Raw genomic sequence first — 16,554 nt, forward strand, 5'->3', positions numbered from 1 at the left:
TTCATGAAGAAAAGAACAATTACTTTGATAGCGGGGCCTACGGCAAGCGGCAAGTCGGATTTTGCGCTGAAATTGGCACAAGAAAATGAAGCGGTGATTGTGAATGCCGATTCGATGCAGGTCTATAGCGTTCTGGACATTATTACAGCACGGCCAAGCCGTGAAGATATGGCACTTATACCACATTATCTCTATGGTTATATCGCACCCGACGAACACTATTCGACCGGCAAATGGTTGAAGGATGCTATTGCGATTCTTGAAAATATCGAGCTTCCGCTCATTTTTGTAGGGGGTACAGGGCTTTACTTTAAAGCTTTGACAGAAGGTTTGGCAGAAATTCCCGATATTCCTGATTGTATACGCGAAAAATGGCGTGACAAATTGAAAAATGAAGGCTCGCTAACCCTCTATAAGATGCTTGAGACGATTGACGAGCCGGTAGCTCGCAGGTTGAGCGATCGTGATGGGCAAAGAATTATTCGTGCCTTGGAAGTTTATGAAGCAACGGGAAAAACCTTGAGTTACTGGCAAAGTCGGAAGACCAGACCCGCATTCGAAAATGAAAATGTTGAAAAGTTGCTGTTACTCCCCGATCGCAACGTGGTTTATGAGCGTATCGAAAAACGTTTCGATAAAATGGTTGAAAATGGTGCTTTGAACGAAGCGCGGGCGTTGGATAAATTGGGGTTAGCCCCGTCAATGCCTGCAATGAAAGCGATCGGTATTCCGGAATTTATTGATGTTCTGAAAGGCCGAAAGACAATTCAGGCTGCAATCGAAGAAGCGAAAACCAATACACGCCGTTACGCAAAACGCCAAATGACATGGTTTAGACACCAATTAGGGGATGACTGGAAAAAAGTCCCGTAACTTTATAGAGAAAAAGTCCGGTAACTTTATGGAAATGACTGGCACATCTTTCTTAAAAGGGATTGGCAACTCTTTCTTGCCAGAGAAATGATATTCATTTTCGGGACATGATAGAACAGTCAAAACTCCAGAGTTTTATTGGTAAGCGGCAAAGAACAATTAGTCGGATTTGCTATTTTACCTCAGTGAGGAGAGGCATTTATATAGAATTTGGCGGGTTCAGGCTTTGTTTTTGTCCTAATTTTTATTCCGTATTTTGAATTTACCGCTTGATGAAACGGTTTTATTTATCAATGCTTCACGGCATTTAAAAAAAAACGGCTCCTGAAGAGGAGCCGCTTAAAAGATCAAATGACGTATAAAACGGTCAACTACATCCGCTTGTTGCACCACATGTGTCGCATTTCAGGCAAGTGCCGTTACGCACCATTGTAAAATTCTGACATTCCGAACACATGTCTCCGGTATAGCCTTGCATCATCGCTTGTTTTCTACGGTCGGAGGCAAGCTTTTTTGCTTCAGCCACTTCATTGGCCATTTCTTCGGCCTTGGCTTCATCCGAAGTGTCGGCATCGAACAAATTATTTATCTTGTTCTCTTCCTCGGACAAGTCGGGTTTCAAAGCCGTAGCACCATGTGTTTCCAGCGAGGGTGAGGCCTTTGCCTGAACTGACGCTGCTGTCTTCAATGTCGTAACATTCGACTTTGCAGAAGGTGTCGCAGAAGGCGTTGCAATTTTGGCAACCGGCCCTTTGGTTTCGGTAAGCTTCAACTTGTACCCGCGTGTCCAACCTGTTGAAATAAGATTGGTTTTTCCTTCCTTTACACCTTTGCCCAAGGCCGTATTTGAAAAATCCGACATATCGACATGGGCAAGATCATAACGTCCAAGATAAGAAACCGCGAGTTCACGGAATACATAGTCAAGAATTGATGTCGCGTTTTTGATTGCATCATTTCCTTGAACCATTCCTGCCGGTTCAAATTTGGTGAATGTAAATGCATCGACATATTCTTCCAACGGTACGCCATATTGCAGCCCCAGCGAAATAGCGATGGCAAAATTGTTCATCATAGCGCGGAAAGCAGCGCCTTCTTTATGCATATCAATGAAGATTTCGCCCAAACGGCCGTCGCCGAATTCACCCGTTCTAAGATAAACTTTATGCCCGCCAACAATGGCTTTTTGCGTGTAACCTTGCCGACGGTTGGGGAGTTTTTCACGTTCATGAATATATTTCTCGACAACCTTTTCGACGATCTTTTCGGTAACCTTCGCAGTACGGGCAGCAGCCGGTTGTTCAATCAGATTATCGACAGCATCGTCATCATCGTCATCGGCAATCAGGGATGCATTCAAGGGTTGCGATAATTTCGAGCCATCACGATAAAGCGCATTGGCTTTCAATGCGAGTTTCCATGACAACATGTAAGCATTGGCGCAATCTTCGACAGTTGCATCATTCGGCATATTGATCGTTTTGGAAATAGCCCCTGAAATGAAAGGCTGAGCTGCCGCCATCATGCGGATATGACTTTCAACCGAAAGATAGCGTTTGCCAATCTTTCCGCAAGCATTGGCGCAATCAAATACCGGATAATGCTCTTGTTTGAGATGGGGAGCACCTTCCAGTGTCATCGCACCGCAAACATGGAGATTGGCTGCCTCGATATCTTTTTTCGAGAAACCGAGAGCCGGTAACATCTCAAAAGAAACATCATCAAGCTGCTCTTCGGTAAAGTTCAAGACATTTTTGCAGAAATCTTCACCAAGCGTCCATTTGTTGAAGACAAACTTGATGTCGAAGGCACTTTTCATTGCCTCGTTCAAAACTTCTATCTTTTCGTCGGAAAAGCCTTTTGCTTTTAATGTCGTAGGATTGATAGCAGGAGCCTGATTGATATTTCCGTGGCCCACCGCATAAGCTTCGATTTCGGCGATCTGGCTTTCCGAATAGCCTAAAGTGCGCAAAGCTTCGGGAACTGCACGGTTGATAATCTTGAAATATCCGCCGCCAGCAAGCTTTTTGAACTTGACCAAAGCAAAATCAGGCTCGATTCCTGTCGTATCGCAATCCATAACCAGACCGATTGTTCCGGTCGGAGCGACAACTGTGGCCTGCGCATTGCGATAGCCATAGAGCTTGCCGAGTTCCAACGCTTTGTCCCAAGCCTTACGGGCGCGTTCAATCATCTTATGATCTGGACAATCTTTCTCGATTAAGGCGACCGGATTGACCGACAATCCTTCATAGCCGGTCGTTTCACCATAGGCAGCACGGCGATGGTTGCGAATAACCCGCAACATATTTTCCTTATTCGGCTTATATCCTTTGAATGCACCAAGTTCCTTGGCCATTTCGGCAGATGTCGCATAGGCAACGCCGGTCATGATCGCTGTAAGCGCTCCACAAATTGCGCGCCCTTTGTTGGAATCATAAGGAATACCGGATGTCATCAACAGGCCGCCAATATTTGCATAGCCCAGACCGAGTGTGCGATATTCATAGGAACGTTTGGCAATTTCTTTTGACGGGAATTGCGCCATCATGACCGATATTTCAAGAACAATCGTCCATAGGCGAACGCTATGTTCATAAGCATCAAGATCATAGGAGCCATCATGATTCCGATAGGTCAACAGATTGATAGATGCAAGATTACAGGCTGTATCGTCGAGGAACATATATTCGGAACACGGGTTCGACGCGCGAATCGGCCCCTCAGCCGGCGACGTATGCCAATCATTCATTGTTGTGTTGAAGTGAACTCCGGGATCAGCCGAAGCCCATGCTGCGTAGGAAATACGATCCCACAAATCACGGGCGCGCACTGTTTTGTGCACTTTTCCGTCTGTGCGGCGAATAAGGTTCCAATCGCTATCATTTTCGACAGCACGCAAGAACTCGTCCTTCAAGGAAACCGAATTATTGGAGTTCTGGCCTGATACTGTGAGATAGGCTTCTGAATCCCAGTCTGTATCATATGTGTCAAATTCCATATCCCGAAAGCCTTGGCGGGCAAACTGGATCACGCGCTGGATGTAGTTTTCGGAAACCTGATCTTTTTTGGCTGCACGGATTTCACGCTTCAAAGCCGGATTTTTATTAGGATCAAAACAATCTCCATTATCTGCCTCGCAATTGATGCAAGCTTTCATAATGGCCGTAAGATGTTTTTTGACAATCTTGGAACCGGTAACCAGAGCAGCAACTTTTTGCTCTTCATGCACCTTCCAGTCGATATAGGCTTCAATATCGGGATGGTCGATATCGACAACAACCATCTTGGCGGCGCGCCGTGTCGTACCTCCGGATTTGATTGCACCGGCTGCCCGATCTCCGATTTTCAGAAAGCTCATCAAGCCGGAAGATTTACCACCGCCGGAAAGCTTTTCTCCCTGACCGCGTAATTGCGAAAAATTGGAACCGGTTCCTGAGCCATATTTGAATAGACGGGCTTCACGCACCCACAAATCCATAATGCCACCTTCATTGACAAGGTCGTCGGCAACCGACTGGATGAAGCAAGCGTGAGGTTGCGGATGTTCATAGGACGATTTGGACCGTGTCAGCTCGCCGGTTTTCCAATCGACGTAAAAATGCCCCTGGCTTGGGCCATCAATACCATAAGCCCAGAACAGTCCGGTATTGAACCATTGCGGACTATTAGGTGCTACACGCTGGGTCGCCAGCATATAAGCGAGTTCATCGTGAAAAGCGAGAGCATCACTTTCAGTATCGAAATATTTGCCTTTCCACCCCCAATATGTCCATGTTCCTGCCAGACGATCGAAAACCTGACGCGCATCCATTTCCGAACCATAGCGACGGTCTTCTGCCAGCTTTGCAAGTTCTTTTTCATCGGCAACCGAACGCCAAAGCCACGAAGGAACACCGTTTTCCTCGACTTTTTTCAGAACCGCCGGAACACCCGCTTTGCGGAAATATTTTTGTGCCAGAATATCGGCCGCTACCTGACTGAACTGGCTTGGAACATCAATATTTTCGAGCCGGAAAACAATCGAACCATTCGGATTTTTTATTTCACTTGTCGCTTTATGGAATTCAATTCCTGAATAGGGAGATTGTCCCTCCTTGGTGAAATGGCGCGCGATTTTCATAGCCTGTCCTTATTCAATATGTTGTGTTTGTAACTGGTCGGCAAAATCCGCCCGATACAAATCTCTCCAAAACCTCTTCCATCACAAAACCGGATGGCAGAGACTAACCCCCAATTTCAACAACCGGCATGAGATAATGGCAAACAGAAACACTGTTCTGCCCCTATCCGATACCTGTCAAACATCTCGTATAAAAAAGATGCATGCACTACATTCTGTGGTGCTAACGGATAACTAACACAAAATATAGTAAATTTTTCATAAATTTTTAAGTTTTACACAACGCTTAGTGAACCTTTTTATGTGCACACAACAACAAAAATGCGAGCTATTCCTGCTCGCAATTACAACCTTTTGACTGCACACAAAACTACGCATGATTACAGATTTGAAACGTCCTCCATTTTTCAATGCAGGAGCAATTATGCATAAAAGAGCAAAACGCCATTGCCGTCAAGGAGTCGTTTGTTCAAATCACCAAACAACTAGATATGGTATGTTTCACAGTGGAAAAATGATGTGAATAACGGGGACGATATAATTCAACGCTTTATTTTTTTTCAAACAGCGTGACTCTATTCCGTATTAAAAATATGAACGCGATAGGAACATAATTTTAAAAAAATGCTGATAAAATGGTGACATAGGGAAACTCCCGAAACCGAATCAGCATGATTGACCGAATCACCGTGATTGGCCGGATGAATTTGCCGGATTGATTGCTTGACAGCTTCACCGATGAGTCCCGAGAAATTGGGGTGGGGCAGGGCATTTCAAATTTATCTTCACCAGCGCAGACAATAGTGGGATAACAACATTTATTAACGGGACCGGTATTATCTACGCGGACCGTGTTATCAACGCGAGCGGTAATCCAATAACAGTTTTTGAGTTGTGGTTCTCCGACTCGGGTTGCAGTTTCTTCGGGAGTAACCCGTTCAAGAATAGGCGGACGGTGTTATCAACGCGGGCGGTAATCGAATAACAGTTTTTTTGAGTTGTTTTTCCACGACCCGCTTTGCAGTTTCTTCGGGAGTAACCCGTTCAAGAATAGGCGGACGGTGTTATCAACGCGGGCGGTAATCGAATAACAGTTTTTTTGAGTTGTTTTTCCACGACCCGCTTTGCTGCTTCTTCGGGAGTAACCCGTTCAAGAATACGCAGACGGTGTTATCAACGGGGGCGGTAATCCAATAACAGTTTTTTTGAGTTGTTTTTCCACAACCCGCTTTGCTGCTTCTTCGGGCGTAACCCGTTCAAGAATAGGCGGACGGTGTTATCAACGAGGCCGGTAATCCAATAACAGTTTTTTCAGTTGTGGTTCCACAACCCGCTTTGCTGCTTCTTCGGGAGTAACCCATTCAAAAATACGCTGCCCCCGTTCCGGCCATTTTTTTTCTTGATGGGAATAAAGAACGGCAAATACGTCGACACTAAAATTCCCGTTTTCGCCTCCCGGCATGTCATTCTTGGTGTATTGATAGGATCCTATTGATGCGATTTCCACAATGCCGCGCACGCCCGCTTCTTCATATGCTTCCTGAAGGGCTGCCTGAGACAAAGTGCGACCCGGCATGGGCCAGCCCTTCGGTATAATCCAGCGGCCGGTACCTCTACTAGTAATGAGCAGAAATTCGACAGCCCCTTTTTGCAGGCGATAAACCAGTGCACCAACTTGCAAAAAATTGTTGCCGTCGACCACTATCTTCTTATCGGCAGCAACCAGATCACCATTGATACCGGCAGATTGAACCATGTGAAACCTTTTTCGCAATGAGCATTTTGAAAGTAATCAAAATAATTTTCGTATTGTGACAGAGAAAGTTCTTTATTTTCTGTCACTCATAGTACCTCGTTAAGTTTAACACAAAAACTTTTGATATTTTATTACAAAATCTATTTGGGAGACGGGCAAAAAGTCTTGACGATCGCGCGAATACCATTTCCCGGATACATTCCCTCACGCATAAAAATATTTCTGAGCGGCGCAAAATTTCTCAACAATTCGAGGCCGAGACTTCTGACCAGTTGTGCAGGCAACATATCGGAAAGAAGTGCTTTATTGAGAGCGTGGACAGAACCGGTACGAACCCAAATATCGGTTTTTCGATATTTATTGTAGTTTTCCATAACCCGATCACTCCCCGGATCGCTCACGTCGCTCTCTATGGCTTTGACCATATTGATGGCATCGCGAACGCCGAGATTGAGCCCTTGCGCACCGATTGGCGGAAATACATGGGCTGCCTCGCCAACAAGAATTGTTCGTTTTGTCGCAAAGGATTTCGGCACAATACCGGATAATGGCCACGCTTGAGCCGGCGTTATCACGGTCACTTTTCCAAGCATTGCCTGCATACGCTCTTCGATTGCACGGGCAAGTCCTTCCGGCCCAAGACCAAGAATTTTATTGGCGCGTTCGGGATTGAGAACCCAAACCAGACTCGATTTGTTGCCTGGCAACGGAACTTGTGTAAACGGCCCATCTTCCGTATGAAATTCGGTCGATATATTATTGTGTGGAAATTCATGCGAAAAGCTCAGAATAACCGCAGTTTGAGGATAGTTCCACTGGCGACAATCAATTCCGGCAGCAATACGTGCTTTTGAATTTCTTCCGTCGGCCGCAACGACAAGACCAACGTCCAATGTGGTATCGTCGTCAAGAGTGATCGTTATGTGGTCGTTAGAATGCACAACCGATTTTGCGGAAAGTTCCAATCTTTCGACGAGTTCACAGTCAAGAACGGCCTTATTGATTGCGCTATTCAAGGCCACATTCGGCATGTTGTAACCGAATGCGATTTCGCCGATTTCCGATGAACGGAAGCTCACGACCGGACTGCGGATGAGCCTTTTTGTCCCGTCAACGATTCGCATGGTTGAAAGTGCTGCCGCTTCATCTTGCAAATTTTTCCAGATATTAAGAGAATCGAGAATTTTGATAGCCGGCATCATCAAGGCAGTGGTACGTAAATCATTGGCATTTGTATCAGGGCCGATCAAAAACGATCGAAAACCTTTTTGCGCTGCTGCAAGCGCAGAAATCATGCCCGCCGGCCCCGCGCCGATGATTGCTATTGCCTTCTTGTTTTTATCTGCCGGAGCTGCCATTGCCAAGCCTTTCTGCTGGATTATGTTCGGGAACAATCACTTATCAGTGTTAACACAATATGTGGATCAATCCAGTAATTACAATCAATTGTTTCAATTTTTGTGATCGGTGATACAAAGAGCATAAAAATTCATGCAGGAATGTGATAATCACATTTGACAAGAGGGACTATACTGCTTTGAAAAACAAACTTGCCGGCAAAATAAAGAGTGGTGCTGAGAAGTTACGTCATAAAAAAGTAACAATGCCACAAGCACGGGCATTTTCTGTTCATCTTCTTACTGCATCGGGATCGTTTCTGGCTTTCCTGTCATTGGTTGCCGCTTCCGAGAAAGAATGGACAGCGATGTTCGGTTGGCTAGGCCTTGCGCTGTTGGTAGACGGCATTGACGGACCCATCGCCAGAAAACTGCAAGTCAAATATGTTCTTCCGACATGGTCGGGCGAGCTGCTCGACAATATTATCGACTATGTTACTTACGTCCTCATTCCTGCATTTGCACTTTATCAAAGCGGTTTTATGGGCGAAGGATTGTCGTTTCTTTCAGGCGCAATCATAGTCGTCTCTTCCGCGATTTATTACGCCGACACGGGCATGAAAACCAAGGAGAACTTTTTTAAAGGTTTTCCGGTTGTCTGGAACATGTTGATTTTCACCTTGTTTATTGTCAAACCCGGCGAATGGGCAGCGTTCAGTATCGTGGTCATATCGGCGATTATTTCATTTCTCCCGATCTATTTTCTGCATCCCGTCAGAGTGGTTCGTCTGCGCCCGCTTAACCTTACTATTTTTCTAATCTGGTGTGCGCTTGGTATTATCGGCATTTGTTATCGGCTTGATGCTCCCGAATGGGTGAAAATCGGCATGACAATTTCCGGTTTGTATATTTATCTTATCGGTGCGGTCATGCAATTGTTTCCAGGCTTGGGGGCGCGTAGAGCTTAAGCGCCAAAATTTACCAAAAATTAATTTTTGTCGTTTGCGTGCGTTCGGAACTGCCAAGGTCGATTGATTTTGATGTGCATAATGATTTAAATAGCGAAAGCCTTTCAGTTTTCCTAAGGAGTTTTGGGCGATGCAACTTGATTTTGGTGGCGGGAACGAGGTCACGTTTTTGAAAGAAGGTCGCGCCGGAATCATTCGGCTCACACGCCCCGAATCGTTGAATGCATTAAGTTTAAACATGGTGCTTGCCCTTGAAAAAGCGTTGCGCAGTTGGGAAACCGATGATGACGTATTGTGCGTGATGGTCGAGGGAGAGGGGCGAGCATTCTGTTCCGGTGGCGATGTTGTCTCGGCCTATAAAGAAGGCAAGGCAGGGCGTCCGGCATACAATTATTTTTCTTCCGAATATAAGCTTGACGGTTATATCGGACGTTTTCCGAAGCCGTATATTGCGATACTTGACGGGATTTGTATGGGGGGTGGCGCAGGTATTTCGGTTCACGGTTCTCATCGCATTGTTACCGAAAACACACTTTTCGCTATGCCGGAAAGTGCTATCGGTTTTTTCCCGGATGTCGGCGCCGGTGATTTTCTTTCACGCTTGGGAGGAAATTTCGGTATGTATTTGGCGCTGACAGGTGCCAGATGCAAATGGGGCGACTGTTTGCAAACAGGGTTGGCTACCCATGCTGTATCGCAAGAAAATCTGGAAGATTTGCGAGCCAGTATTATCGAACAAGGCAATCCACGTCCGGCTCTGGAAAAATATTCTGTCGAGGTCAATTTTGAAACAGGCGCCGAAACAAGATCGTTAATCGGTGAATGTTTCGGCACAGAGACACTTGAAGAATGTATCAACATATTGAAACAGAAAGCAGGCGAGGGGAACGAGTTTGCAAAAACAACGCTTGAAACTCTCTTGAAACGCTCGCCGACCAGTCTGGCTGTCATTTGGCGGTCGATGACGCAATGTAAGCCGCTGGGACTTAATGATTGCTTGAAAGTTGAAAACAGAATTGCCCATCATATGATGGACAACCATGATTTTTATGAAGGTGTGCGTGCAGTATTGATTGACAAGGACAATGATCCGCATTGGCAACCGGATAGTTTAGCCGGAGTAAGTGATGAAATTGTCGATTCCTATTTTCAGCCGGTCGAGAAAGAATTGGAGATTTGATGGATAACCAGTTGCGTCAAGTGGTTAAACCAAATCTGGTATTATCGGCTTATTCAATTTTTCTTCGCTGTATTGCTGTTATTGCTCTTTTATTTGCAATTTTTTATTGGATCCGACTTGTTGGCGTATTTCCCGGTGAATTGTGGCGTATCGACCGGATGCCGTGGCTTTGGCAAGTTTTGACCGTTGTTTTGTCGGTGATTTACCCGATTGCGGCACTCGGACTATGGATGGGGTCGCTCTGGGGAATTATTTTATGGTTTTTTGCCGCACTGACGGAATCATTGGCATTTACTCTCTATAGCGCGAACTTTGTTTTCTTTCCCTCTCTTGCGGTATTCCATTTCCTGATTCTGTTGCTATTTATTATGATGCAAGTTTTGCTCCACCTCAAAACTAACAAAAAGTTACTCTAGTTACCTATTTTTAACGGGAAGCTGTCTATATCATCGGAATGTTCAAGGTGTACTTTTCGTTAGACATGATAAAGACACAAAAATGTATCAAGCAAAGAAAACGCAACAATACTTCCATTAAATATTTTTTAGCATGGGTGTCGATATTTATCGGCAATGGTGTGCTTGGAAAAATCGGGAATGACACATAAAAATATGACATCTGCCAAAAACTCTCTTATCGGGCGAAGACTTTTTCTGAAATCTCTGGTCACTTTAACGGCTTTGTCCTGTGCACCGACAATTGCTCAGGCGAACAATATGTTGTTTGCCCAATCCGGACGCGCACGTTGGGACGACCAGTTTGACGCTGCCCCTTCCGCCGGAGCAAGAGTTGCTTCAAACCAGCCGGTGTTGAGTTCTGCAACTGTTGAATACACACAAAGGGCAATAGCGCAATATGAAGAGATCGTGAGCCGCGGTGGTTGGCAAAGAGTGCCGACAGAACAGGGGAAATTGCGAATTGGTGTAACACATCCTGCAGTTATTGCACTGCGTCAGCGCCTTGCTGCTTCCGGTGATCTTCAAAGCGGCATCGGGATGTCTCAATCTTTCGATACTTATGTCGATGCTGCCGTTAAACGCTTCCAAGCCCGTCATGGTTTACCGGCAGATGGTGTGACCGGTGAATCAACATATAAATCGTTGAATGTTGATGCCCAGACACGGCTGAACCAGCTTCACATCAATGTCGAGCGTTTGAAGCCGAAAGTCGAGATGACATCGAAAGAACAACGTTTTGTTATGGTCAATATACCCGCCGCTCAAATCGAAGCGGTTGAAAATGGCGTTGTCGTTCAACGTCATACGGCTGTCGTCGGCAAGATTGACCGGCAAACACCATTGTTGGACTCAAAAATCAGTCAGGTTATTCTTAATCCGTTCTGGACTGTACCAAAGTCCATTATCCGGAAAGATATTATTCCGTTAATGCAGAAAAACCCATCCTATCTTTCCGACAACAACATCCACGTCTTCAACAGTCGTGGTGAAGAGGTGTCGCCCGAAAGCATTGACTGGCATAGCGATGAAGCTGTCGGCATGATGTTCAGGCAGGATCCCGGCAAAATCAATGCGATGTCTTCGACGAAAATCAATTTTGCCAATCCTTATTCGGTTTACATGCATGACACGCCAATCCAGACGCTGTTTAACAGTCTGATGCGCTTTGATTCGTCAGGTTGTATCCGCATCCAGAACATTCGCGATCTCAATGTCTGGATTTTGAAAAATACGCCGGGTTGGGACAGAGAACGTATGGAGGCTGTGATTTCTTCCCGCCAGAATACGCCGATTAACATTCCGGATCCTATTCCGCTTCATTTTGTCTATATTTCGGCATGGTCGACAGGCGAAGGCGTGGTCCAGTTCCGTGACGACATCTATCACCTTGATGGCTCGTCACAATTGGCTCTTGATACAGCCGGTTGAGCAAAATTGATAATAAAAACATCAAAAACCGCCTTCAAGGCGGTTTTATTTTGTTTTTTTAAGGGGATAGTTACTCCTTCTGGTCTATCTGGAGCATAACAGCCTTTGTACCAGTTGAACGGGAATGACCAGAAAAGCCGGATCGGATAATTACTTCAAGCAATTTACGCCACAAAACATTGTCATGGTTTTGTTGGCTACAGTCGTTTGTTTTGTTATTGCTCTTCTTTACTGCCTGTCAAAGCCGGAAATCTATGATGCAAAAGCCGAATTTTCAATCCGGCAAAAAGCCGGTTTCATGACATCCGATGGCATAAAAGATAATGTGCCGCCAGTTTTGCCATCCGACACTGTTTATCAAAAAATGGCTCGTTTTTTAAAGGATGCTGCCGTTGGAAATGATCTAACAGCTTTCTATCACTCGCTTTCTGTCAAAGAATATCCCTATCATATCGAATTGGTTTTTTCTGATAAAAGTGGAACACGTGCCCGCTTGATGTTGCAAAATGTGTTGAACATTTTGACAAAAGAATTTTTAGACAGCGATCAGCGCGGGGACGCGAACGAGCTTTCCAAAATACGCAAGGAGCGCAACAAACATCTTGAGTCTGCTCTCGAAAATTTCAAAAACAATTGGAAAACGGACGATTATAAAGCTGGTAACGCAGAACTTTATGGCGCGCTGATTTCCGCAGTCAATAATCGCATTGCTTATATGGCTTCCATCGAAGCTCTGGGAAACTTGCTTGAGACCGGAAAATCGCCGCTCGATCTCGACTTTATTGCAAGAGATCCGGCTGTTCAAAATACAAGGGCCAATTTGAATAAATTGGCAACAGAAATAGCCCATATGGAAACGCAGCTGGGCAGCACGCATCCGCAAATCAAAGCGATGATGAGCGAACAAAATGCGTTAAAGCAGGAACTCGATCGCCATATAAATCTCGCTATTGAACGCCTTTATACCGAAGCCGATCTCTGTGTGAAGGTCGAGAACGGTTTGCGTGACGAGCTGATTAAAGCCGGTGACATAAATAATCAATCGGGTAAACAAGCCTTCGATCAACTGGAAGAAAAGTTGAAGTCTATATGGGCGGATTATGATAAAAAAACAGATGATAGAGGCTTAGCGGACAACCAAAATATTGAAGTCAGTCCGATAAGCGTTGAAAAACGCTCTCTCTTATCCCGTTTTGGGTGGCCACTTTCAATCTTTACACTTGTCATTTTTTTAGTTCTTCTTGTCGCTAGCCTTTTTTTAGCAAAGTGTTGGAAGAGAGAAAGAAAACACGTCTCCGGACAGGAAAAATCGCAAACTCCGGAAAACAATGCAGATATTTCCAACGCGCCGGTAAAAGCACCTGAACAATTAAAACTGGACTTTGCCGGATTGGTTGACGAGATCCGGAAGTTCAATTTGAGGATTGTTACGGTTGTCGGGAAAGACGCGGCCCAAGCCTCGGCACGTTTGTCAATGAAGTTAAGGAGCGTGGAAAAATCTGTTCTGCTCGTTGATATTTCAACCAATGAAATCGGGAATTTGATTGGTCCGCACCGCGGTTTTACCGATGTGCTTACGGGAGATGCGAAGATTTCCGAAGTTATTTATAGCGATTATGACACCGGCGTCGATATTTTGCCGAGGGGGATTGCAAGTCTTCTTAGAGCGAAAGATTTTGCAAGCGATATACCGACACTCATTGACGCACTGAAAGAACAATATGCGGTTATTCTGATTGCAATGTCAGAGGTGTCCGAATTCGGTGTCGAAGAGATATTCAAACAAAGCAATTGCCTTATTATTTCCTGTCATGATTTGAACGATCAGGATAGCTGGCGCAATTTGTTTTCAAAATATTCGGATCAACCGCTGTTCACGCTGATCGACAGTTGATAAACTCGCCGGACGCGACGGCTTGTCGCGGATTATACCCTTGTTTTCTTGAGAACATTGCTGCACCAATAGGAAAAAGAACCGGATAATTCCGGCGCATATTATCAAGTGAAAGCGTCTGATGATGACTATGACCGCAATTGATGAAACCGTGCCTAATGCCAGACAGGCACGCAATCGCAAGATGATACAGCTTTGGCTTTATGCGGTTTTAATTCTATGTTTGGCAATAGTCATTGTTGGCGGTGCCACGCGTTTGACCGGATCGGGATTGTCGATCACCGAATGGAAGCCGGTTCACGGTGTCATCCCGCCAATTGGTGAAGCCGAATGGCAGGACGAATTCGAGAAATATCAACAGATAGCCCAATATAAAGTCGTCAATCACGGAATGACACTTTCTCAATTCAAGGGAATATTCTGGTGGGAATGGGCGCATCGCCTGTTGGCACGTCTTGTCGGCGTTATTGCTTTATTCGGTCTTATCTGGTTCTGGGCAACGAAGCGGATAGAGAAAACCTTTCTTCCGCAATTGATAGCCGTTCCGGTGATTATTGCCGTTCAGGGTGCAATTGGCTGGTGGATGGTTGCTTCCGGTCTCGGTGCCAGTGATTTGACGAGCGTCAGTCAATATCGTCTCGCAATCCATCTTGTCACGGCTTGTATTGTGGTGATTTTTGTCACATATGTTTCACGCGGACTTGCCGACTATAGCGACAAGCCTGCCAATCGCAGCATACAGAAATTTGCCGGTTGGCTGGTGTTGATGGTGCTTGTACAAATTTACCTTGGTGCGCTTGTCGCAGGATTGCATGCCGGCAAGGTCTATAATACCTGGCCTTTGATGGATGGGCAGTTGGTGCCGGAAGGCTTGCTTGCCGATCAACCGACGTGGCGGAACTTTTTCGAGAACAGACTGACTGTGCAATTTGTTCACCGTTGTTTTGCCTATCTTCTGTTGTTGGCAGCGCTTGTCCATGCTTTGAAAGTTGAAAAGCTCGCTTCGGGAACAACACATGCAAGGCGTGCAATGCTGCTGCTTGTAGCAATCATTGTGCAGGCTGTTTTCGGCATCATCACCTTGTTGCTGGAAGCTCCGATCAGTTGGGGATTGATCCATCAGGGCGTAGCGTTACTGGTTCTTGTATTCGCTGTTGCCCATTGGCGTGCGACCAAAGGTGCCTATCCGGCGGAAACAAGCGTAAATAAAGCCAGAGAGTTAAGCGCATAACCGGAACCATGGCTATTGGAACTGACCAGAAACGCTGTTTTTCTAGTCCGCTGGAAAGCCGAAGAGTGAATTCTTAAATAAAAGGCCGGCTAAAGAAATAGCCGACCTTTATTTTTACATTTTAATTTTTTGACCTTAGTGATGTTACGGCGTCAGGATTTTCCGATCATCAGATCAAGATTCTGCACAGCAGCACCGGAAGCACCTTTACCCAAATTATCAAGTACCGCCGAAATATTGTAAATTCCGGCAGCATCATCGCCAAATACAAATATTTTCAGCTTGTCGGTGTTAGCAAGCAGCTCGGCATCAAGGCGTACCAAACGGTTATTTTCTTCTTCTGTGGCGACGCTGATAAGTTTGCTATGACGATAATGGTCATTGAAAATTGTTCTTAGGTCATTGCCGGTGACGTGTTTTTTCAAAAGAGAGTTGTGAAGAGGTATATTCACAATCATACCTTGAGGAAACCGTCCGACACTGGGCACAAAAAGCGGTGTTTTTGCCAGTTTCCCATGAACCCGAATTTCCGGCACATGCTTGTGTCGGAGATTGAGTCCGTAAAGGAAATAATTGGCAGTAATCCTGTCATCGCCGTTCTGATTTTCCATCTGGCTTATCATTTTTTTCCCGCCGCCGGTATATCCCGACACGGCATTGATGGAGACCGGAAAATTCTCGTCTATAATATTTGCTTCGCGCAATGGCCGGATGATACTGAGCGCTCCGGTTGGATAACAACCGGGATTGGCGACGAATCGTGCGGAACCAATCCGCTCTGCTTGCCCTTCGGTAAGTTCGGCAAAACCATAGACCCACTGTGGCGAAATACGGTGAGCGGTCGAACTGTCAATAATGCGTAATTTGTGGTTTTCAGTAACGGCATTGACTGTTGCAATCGCCGCATCGTCGGGAAGACATAAAATGGCAATATCGGCTTCGTTCAAACGCTCGAAACGTGCAGCATCATTGTGCCGGTCTTCCAAAGGGATGGAAAGAATTTCGAGATCATCGCGTGATGCCAACCGCTTCCTGATTTGTAAGCCGGTTGTACCATGTTCACCATCAATAAAAACTTTTGTCCGCATTGTTTTGTACCTGAGCGTCTTGGCGATATGTTCCAAATGATTGACCGGATTGAAGTAAACCGGATTTTGGAAATTTGGAAGAACATATAACCTATGAACATTGCCATTATGGAGAAAGCCAATATACCTGCTTCAGGGAATAAAAAAACAATTCTTTTTTCAATATTTGCGCGTTTTTCAATATTTGTGCGTTTATATCAACAGGACTGCTAACAGGG

At 45.4% G+C, this 16,554-nt stretch carries 11 protein-coding genes; 7 read left to right on the plus strand and 4 right to left on the minus strand.

Annotated features, from left to right (window positions below; all coding sequences use genetic code 11):
* Positions 1-3 precede the first annotated feature (3 nt).
* Positions 4-873 (plus strand): tRNA (adenosine(37)-N6)-dimethylallyltransferase MiaA, encoded by an 870-nt coding sequence (miaA, locus tag BBC0122_RS05230; RefSeq protein WP_077991933.1) that lies wholly within the window; start codon positions 4-6, stop codon positions 871-873.
* A gap of 367 nt (positions 874-1,240) precedes the next feature.
* Here miaA and BBC0122_RS05235 read toward each other — a convergent pair whose 3' ends face one another.
* From BBC0122_RS05235 to BBC0122_RS05245, 3 genes are all read right to left on the minus strand, one after another.
* Positions 1,241-4,996, minus strand: a complete 3,756-nt coding sequence (locus tag BBC0122_RS05235) for a vitamin B12-dependent ribonucleotide reductase (RefSeq protein WP_077991934.1) — start codon at positions 4,994-4,996, stop codon at positions 1,241-1,243.
* Between the two features lie 1,279 nt (positions 4,997-6,275).
* Positions 6,276-6,752, minus strand: coding sequence for an NUDIX hydrolase (locus tag BBC0122_RS05240; protein WP_077991936.1), 477 nt, complete (start codon positions 6,750-6,752; stop codon positions 6,276-6,278).
* Positions 6,753-6,892: 140 nt separating this feature from the next.
* Positions 6,893-8,110: a UbiH/UbiF family hydroxylase gene (locus tag BBC0122_RS05245; RefSeq protein WP_077991938.1), complete on the minus strand. Its 1,218-nt coding sequence runs from the start codon at positions 8,108-8,110 to the stop codon at positions 6,893-6,895.
* 179 nt (positions 8,111-8,289) lie between these two features.
* Here BBC0122_RS05245 and pcsA point away from each other — a divergent pair, with 179 nt between their 5' ends.
* From pcsA to BBC0122_RS05275, 6 genes are all read left to right on the plus strand, one after another.
* Complete coding sequence (gene pcsA / locus BBC0122_RS05250) at positions 8,290-9,057, plus strand: phosphatidylcholine synthase (RefSeq protein WP_077994519.1); 768 nt, start codon at positions 8,290-8,292, stop codon at positions 9,055-9,057.
* Between the two features lie 130 nt (positions 9,058-9,187).
* Entirely contained in the window at positions 9,188-10,237 is a 1,050-nt protein-coding gene (locus tag BBC0122_RS05255) for an enoyl-CoA hydratase/isomerase family protein (RefSeq protein WP_077991939.1), read from the plus strand.
* Entirely contained in the window at positions 10,237-10,653 is a 417-nt protein-coding gene (locus BBC0122_RS05260) for a DUF6163 family protein (protein WP_077991941.1), read from the plus strand. The genes BBC0122_RS05255 and BBC0122_RS05260 overlap by 1 nt, the downstream gene beginning before the upstream one ends.
* Positions 10,654-10,833: 180 nt before the next feature.
* Positions 10,834-12,123 (plus strand): L,D-transpeptidase family protein, encoded by a 1,290-nt coding sequence (locus BBC0122_RS05265; RefSeq protein ID WP_077991942.1) that lies wholly within the window; start codon positions 10,834-10,836, stop codon positions 12,121-12,123.
* Positions 12,124-12,247: 124 nt separating this feature from the next.
* Positions 12,248-14,017: a hypothetical protein gene (locus tag BBC0122_RS05270; RefSeq protein WP_077991944.1), complete on the plus strand. Its 1,770-nt coding sequence runs from the start codon at positions 12,248-12,250 to the stop codon at positions 14,015-14,017.
* Between the two features lie 124 nt (positions 14,018-14,141).
* Positions 14,142-15,248 (plus strand): COX15/CtaA family protein, encoded by a 1,107-nt coding sequence (locus tag BBC0122_RS05275; RefSeq protein WP_149866730.1) that lies wholly within the window; start codon positions 14,142-14,144, stop codon positions 15,246-15,248.
* A gap of 152 nt (positions 15,249-15,400) precedes the next feature.
* On the opposite strand, the gene argC is transcribed toward BBC0122_RS05275, so the two are convergent.
* Positions 15,401-16,336 carry an N-acetyl-gamma-glutamyl-phosphate reductase gene (gene argC / locus BBC0122_RS05280; protein WP_077991946.1) on the minus strand — a complete coding sequence of 312 codons (936 nt, stop codon included), beginning with the start codon at positions 16,334-16,336 and terminating at the stop codon, positions 15,401-15,403.
* Positions 16,337-16,554 lie beyond the last annotated feature (218 nt).

This window comes from Ditibartonella choladocola, from assembly GCF_002007565.1.
GTDB classification, from domain to species: Bacteria; Pseudomonadota; Alphaproteobacteria; order Rhizobiales; family Rhizobiaceae; genus Bartonella; species Bartonella choladocola.

Bases quoted from the DNA above. Each gene is read 5' to 3' on its own strand.
- miaA (WP_077991933.1), top strand. From the start codon at position 4: ATGAAGAAAAGAACAATTACTTTGATAGCGGGGCCTACGGCAAGCGGC.
- BBC0122_RS05235 (WP_077991934.1), bottom strand. From the start codon at position 4,996: ATGAAAATCGCGCGCCATTTCACCAAGGAGGGACAATCTCCCTATTCA.
- BBC0122_RS05240 (WP_077991936.1), bottom strand. From the start codon at position 6,752: ATGGTTCAATCTGCCGGTATCAATGGTGATCTGGTTGCTGCCGATAAG.
- BBC0122_RS05245 (WP_077991938.1), bottom strand. From the start codon at position 8,110: ATGGCAGCTCCGGCAGATAAAAACAAGAAGGCAATAGCAATCATCGGC.
- BBC0122_RS05255 (WP_077991939.1), top strand. From the start codon at position 9,188: ATGCAACTTGATTTTGGTGGCGGGAACGAGGTCACGTTTTTGAAAGAA.
- BBC0122_RS05260 (WP_077991941.1), top strand. From the start codon at position 10,237: ATGGATAACCAGTTGCGTCAAGTGGTTAAACCAAATCTGGTATTATCG.
- BBC0122_RS05265 (WP_077991942.1), top strand. From the start codon at position 10,834: ATGACACATAAAAATATGACATCTGCCAAAAACTCTCTTATCGGGCGA.
- BBC0122_RS05270 (WP_077991944.1), top strand. From the start codon at position 12,248: ATGACCAGAAAAGCCGGATCGGATAATTACTTCAAGCAATTTACGCCA.
- BBC0122_RS05275 (WP_149866730.1), top strand. From the start codon at position 14,142: ATGACTATGACCGCAATTGATGAAACCGTGCCTAATGCCAGACAGGCA.
- argC (WP_077991946.1), bottom strand. From the start codon at position 16,336: ATGCGGACAAAAGTTTTTATTGATGGTGAACATGGTACAACCGGCTTA.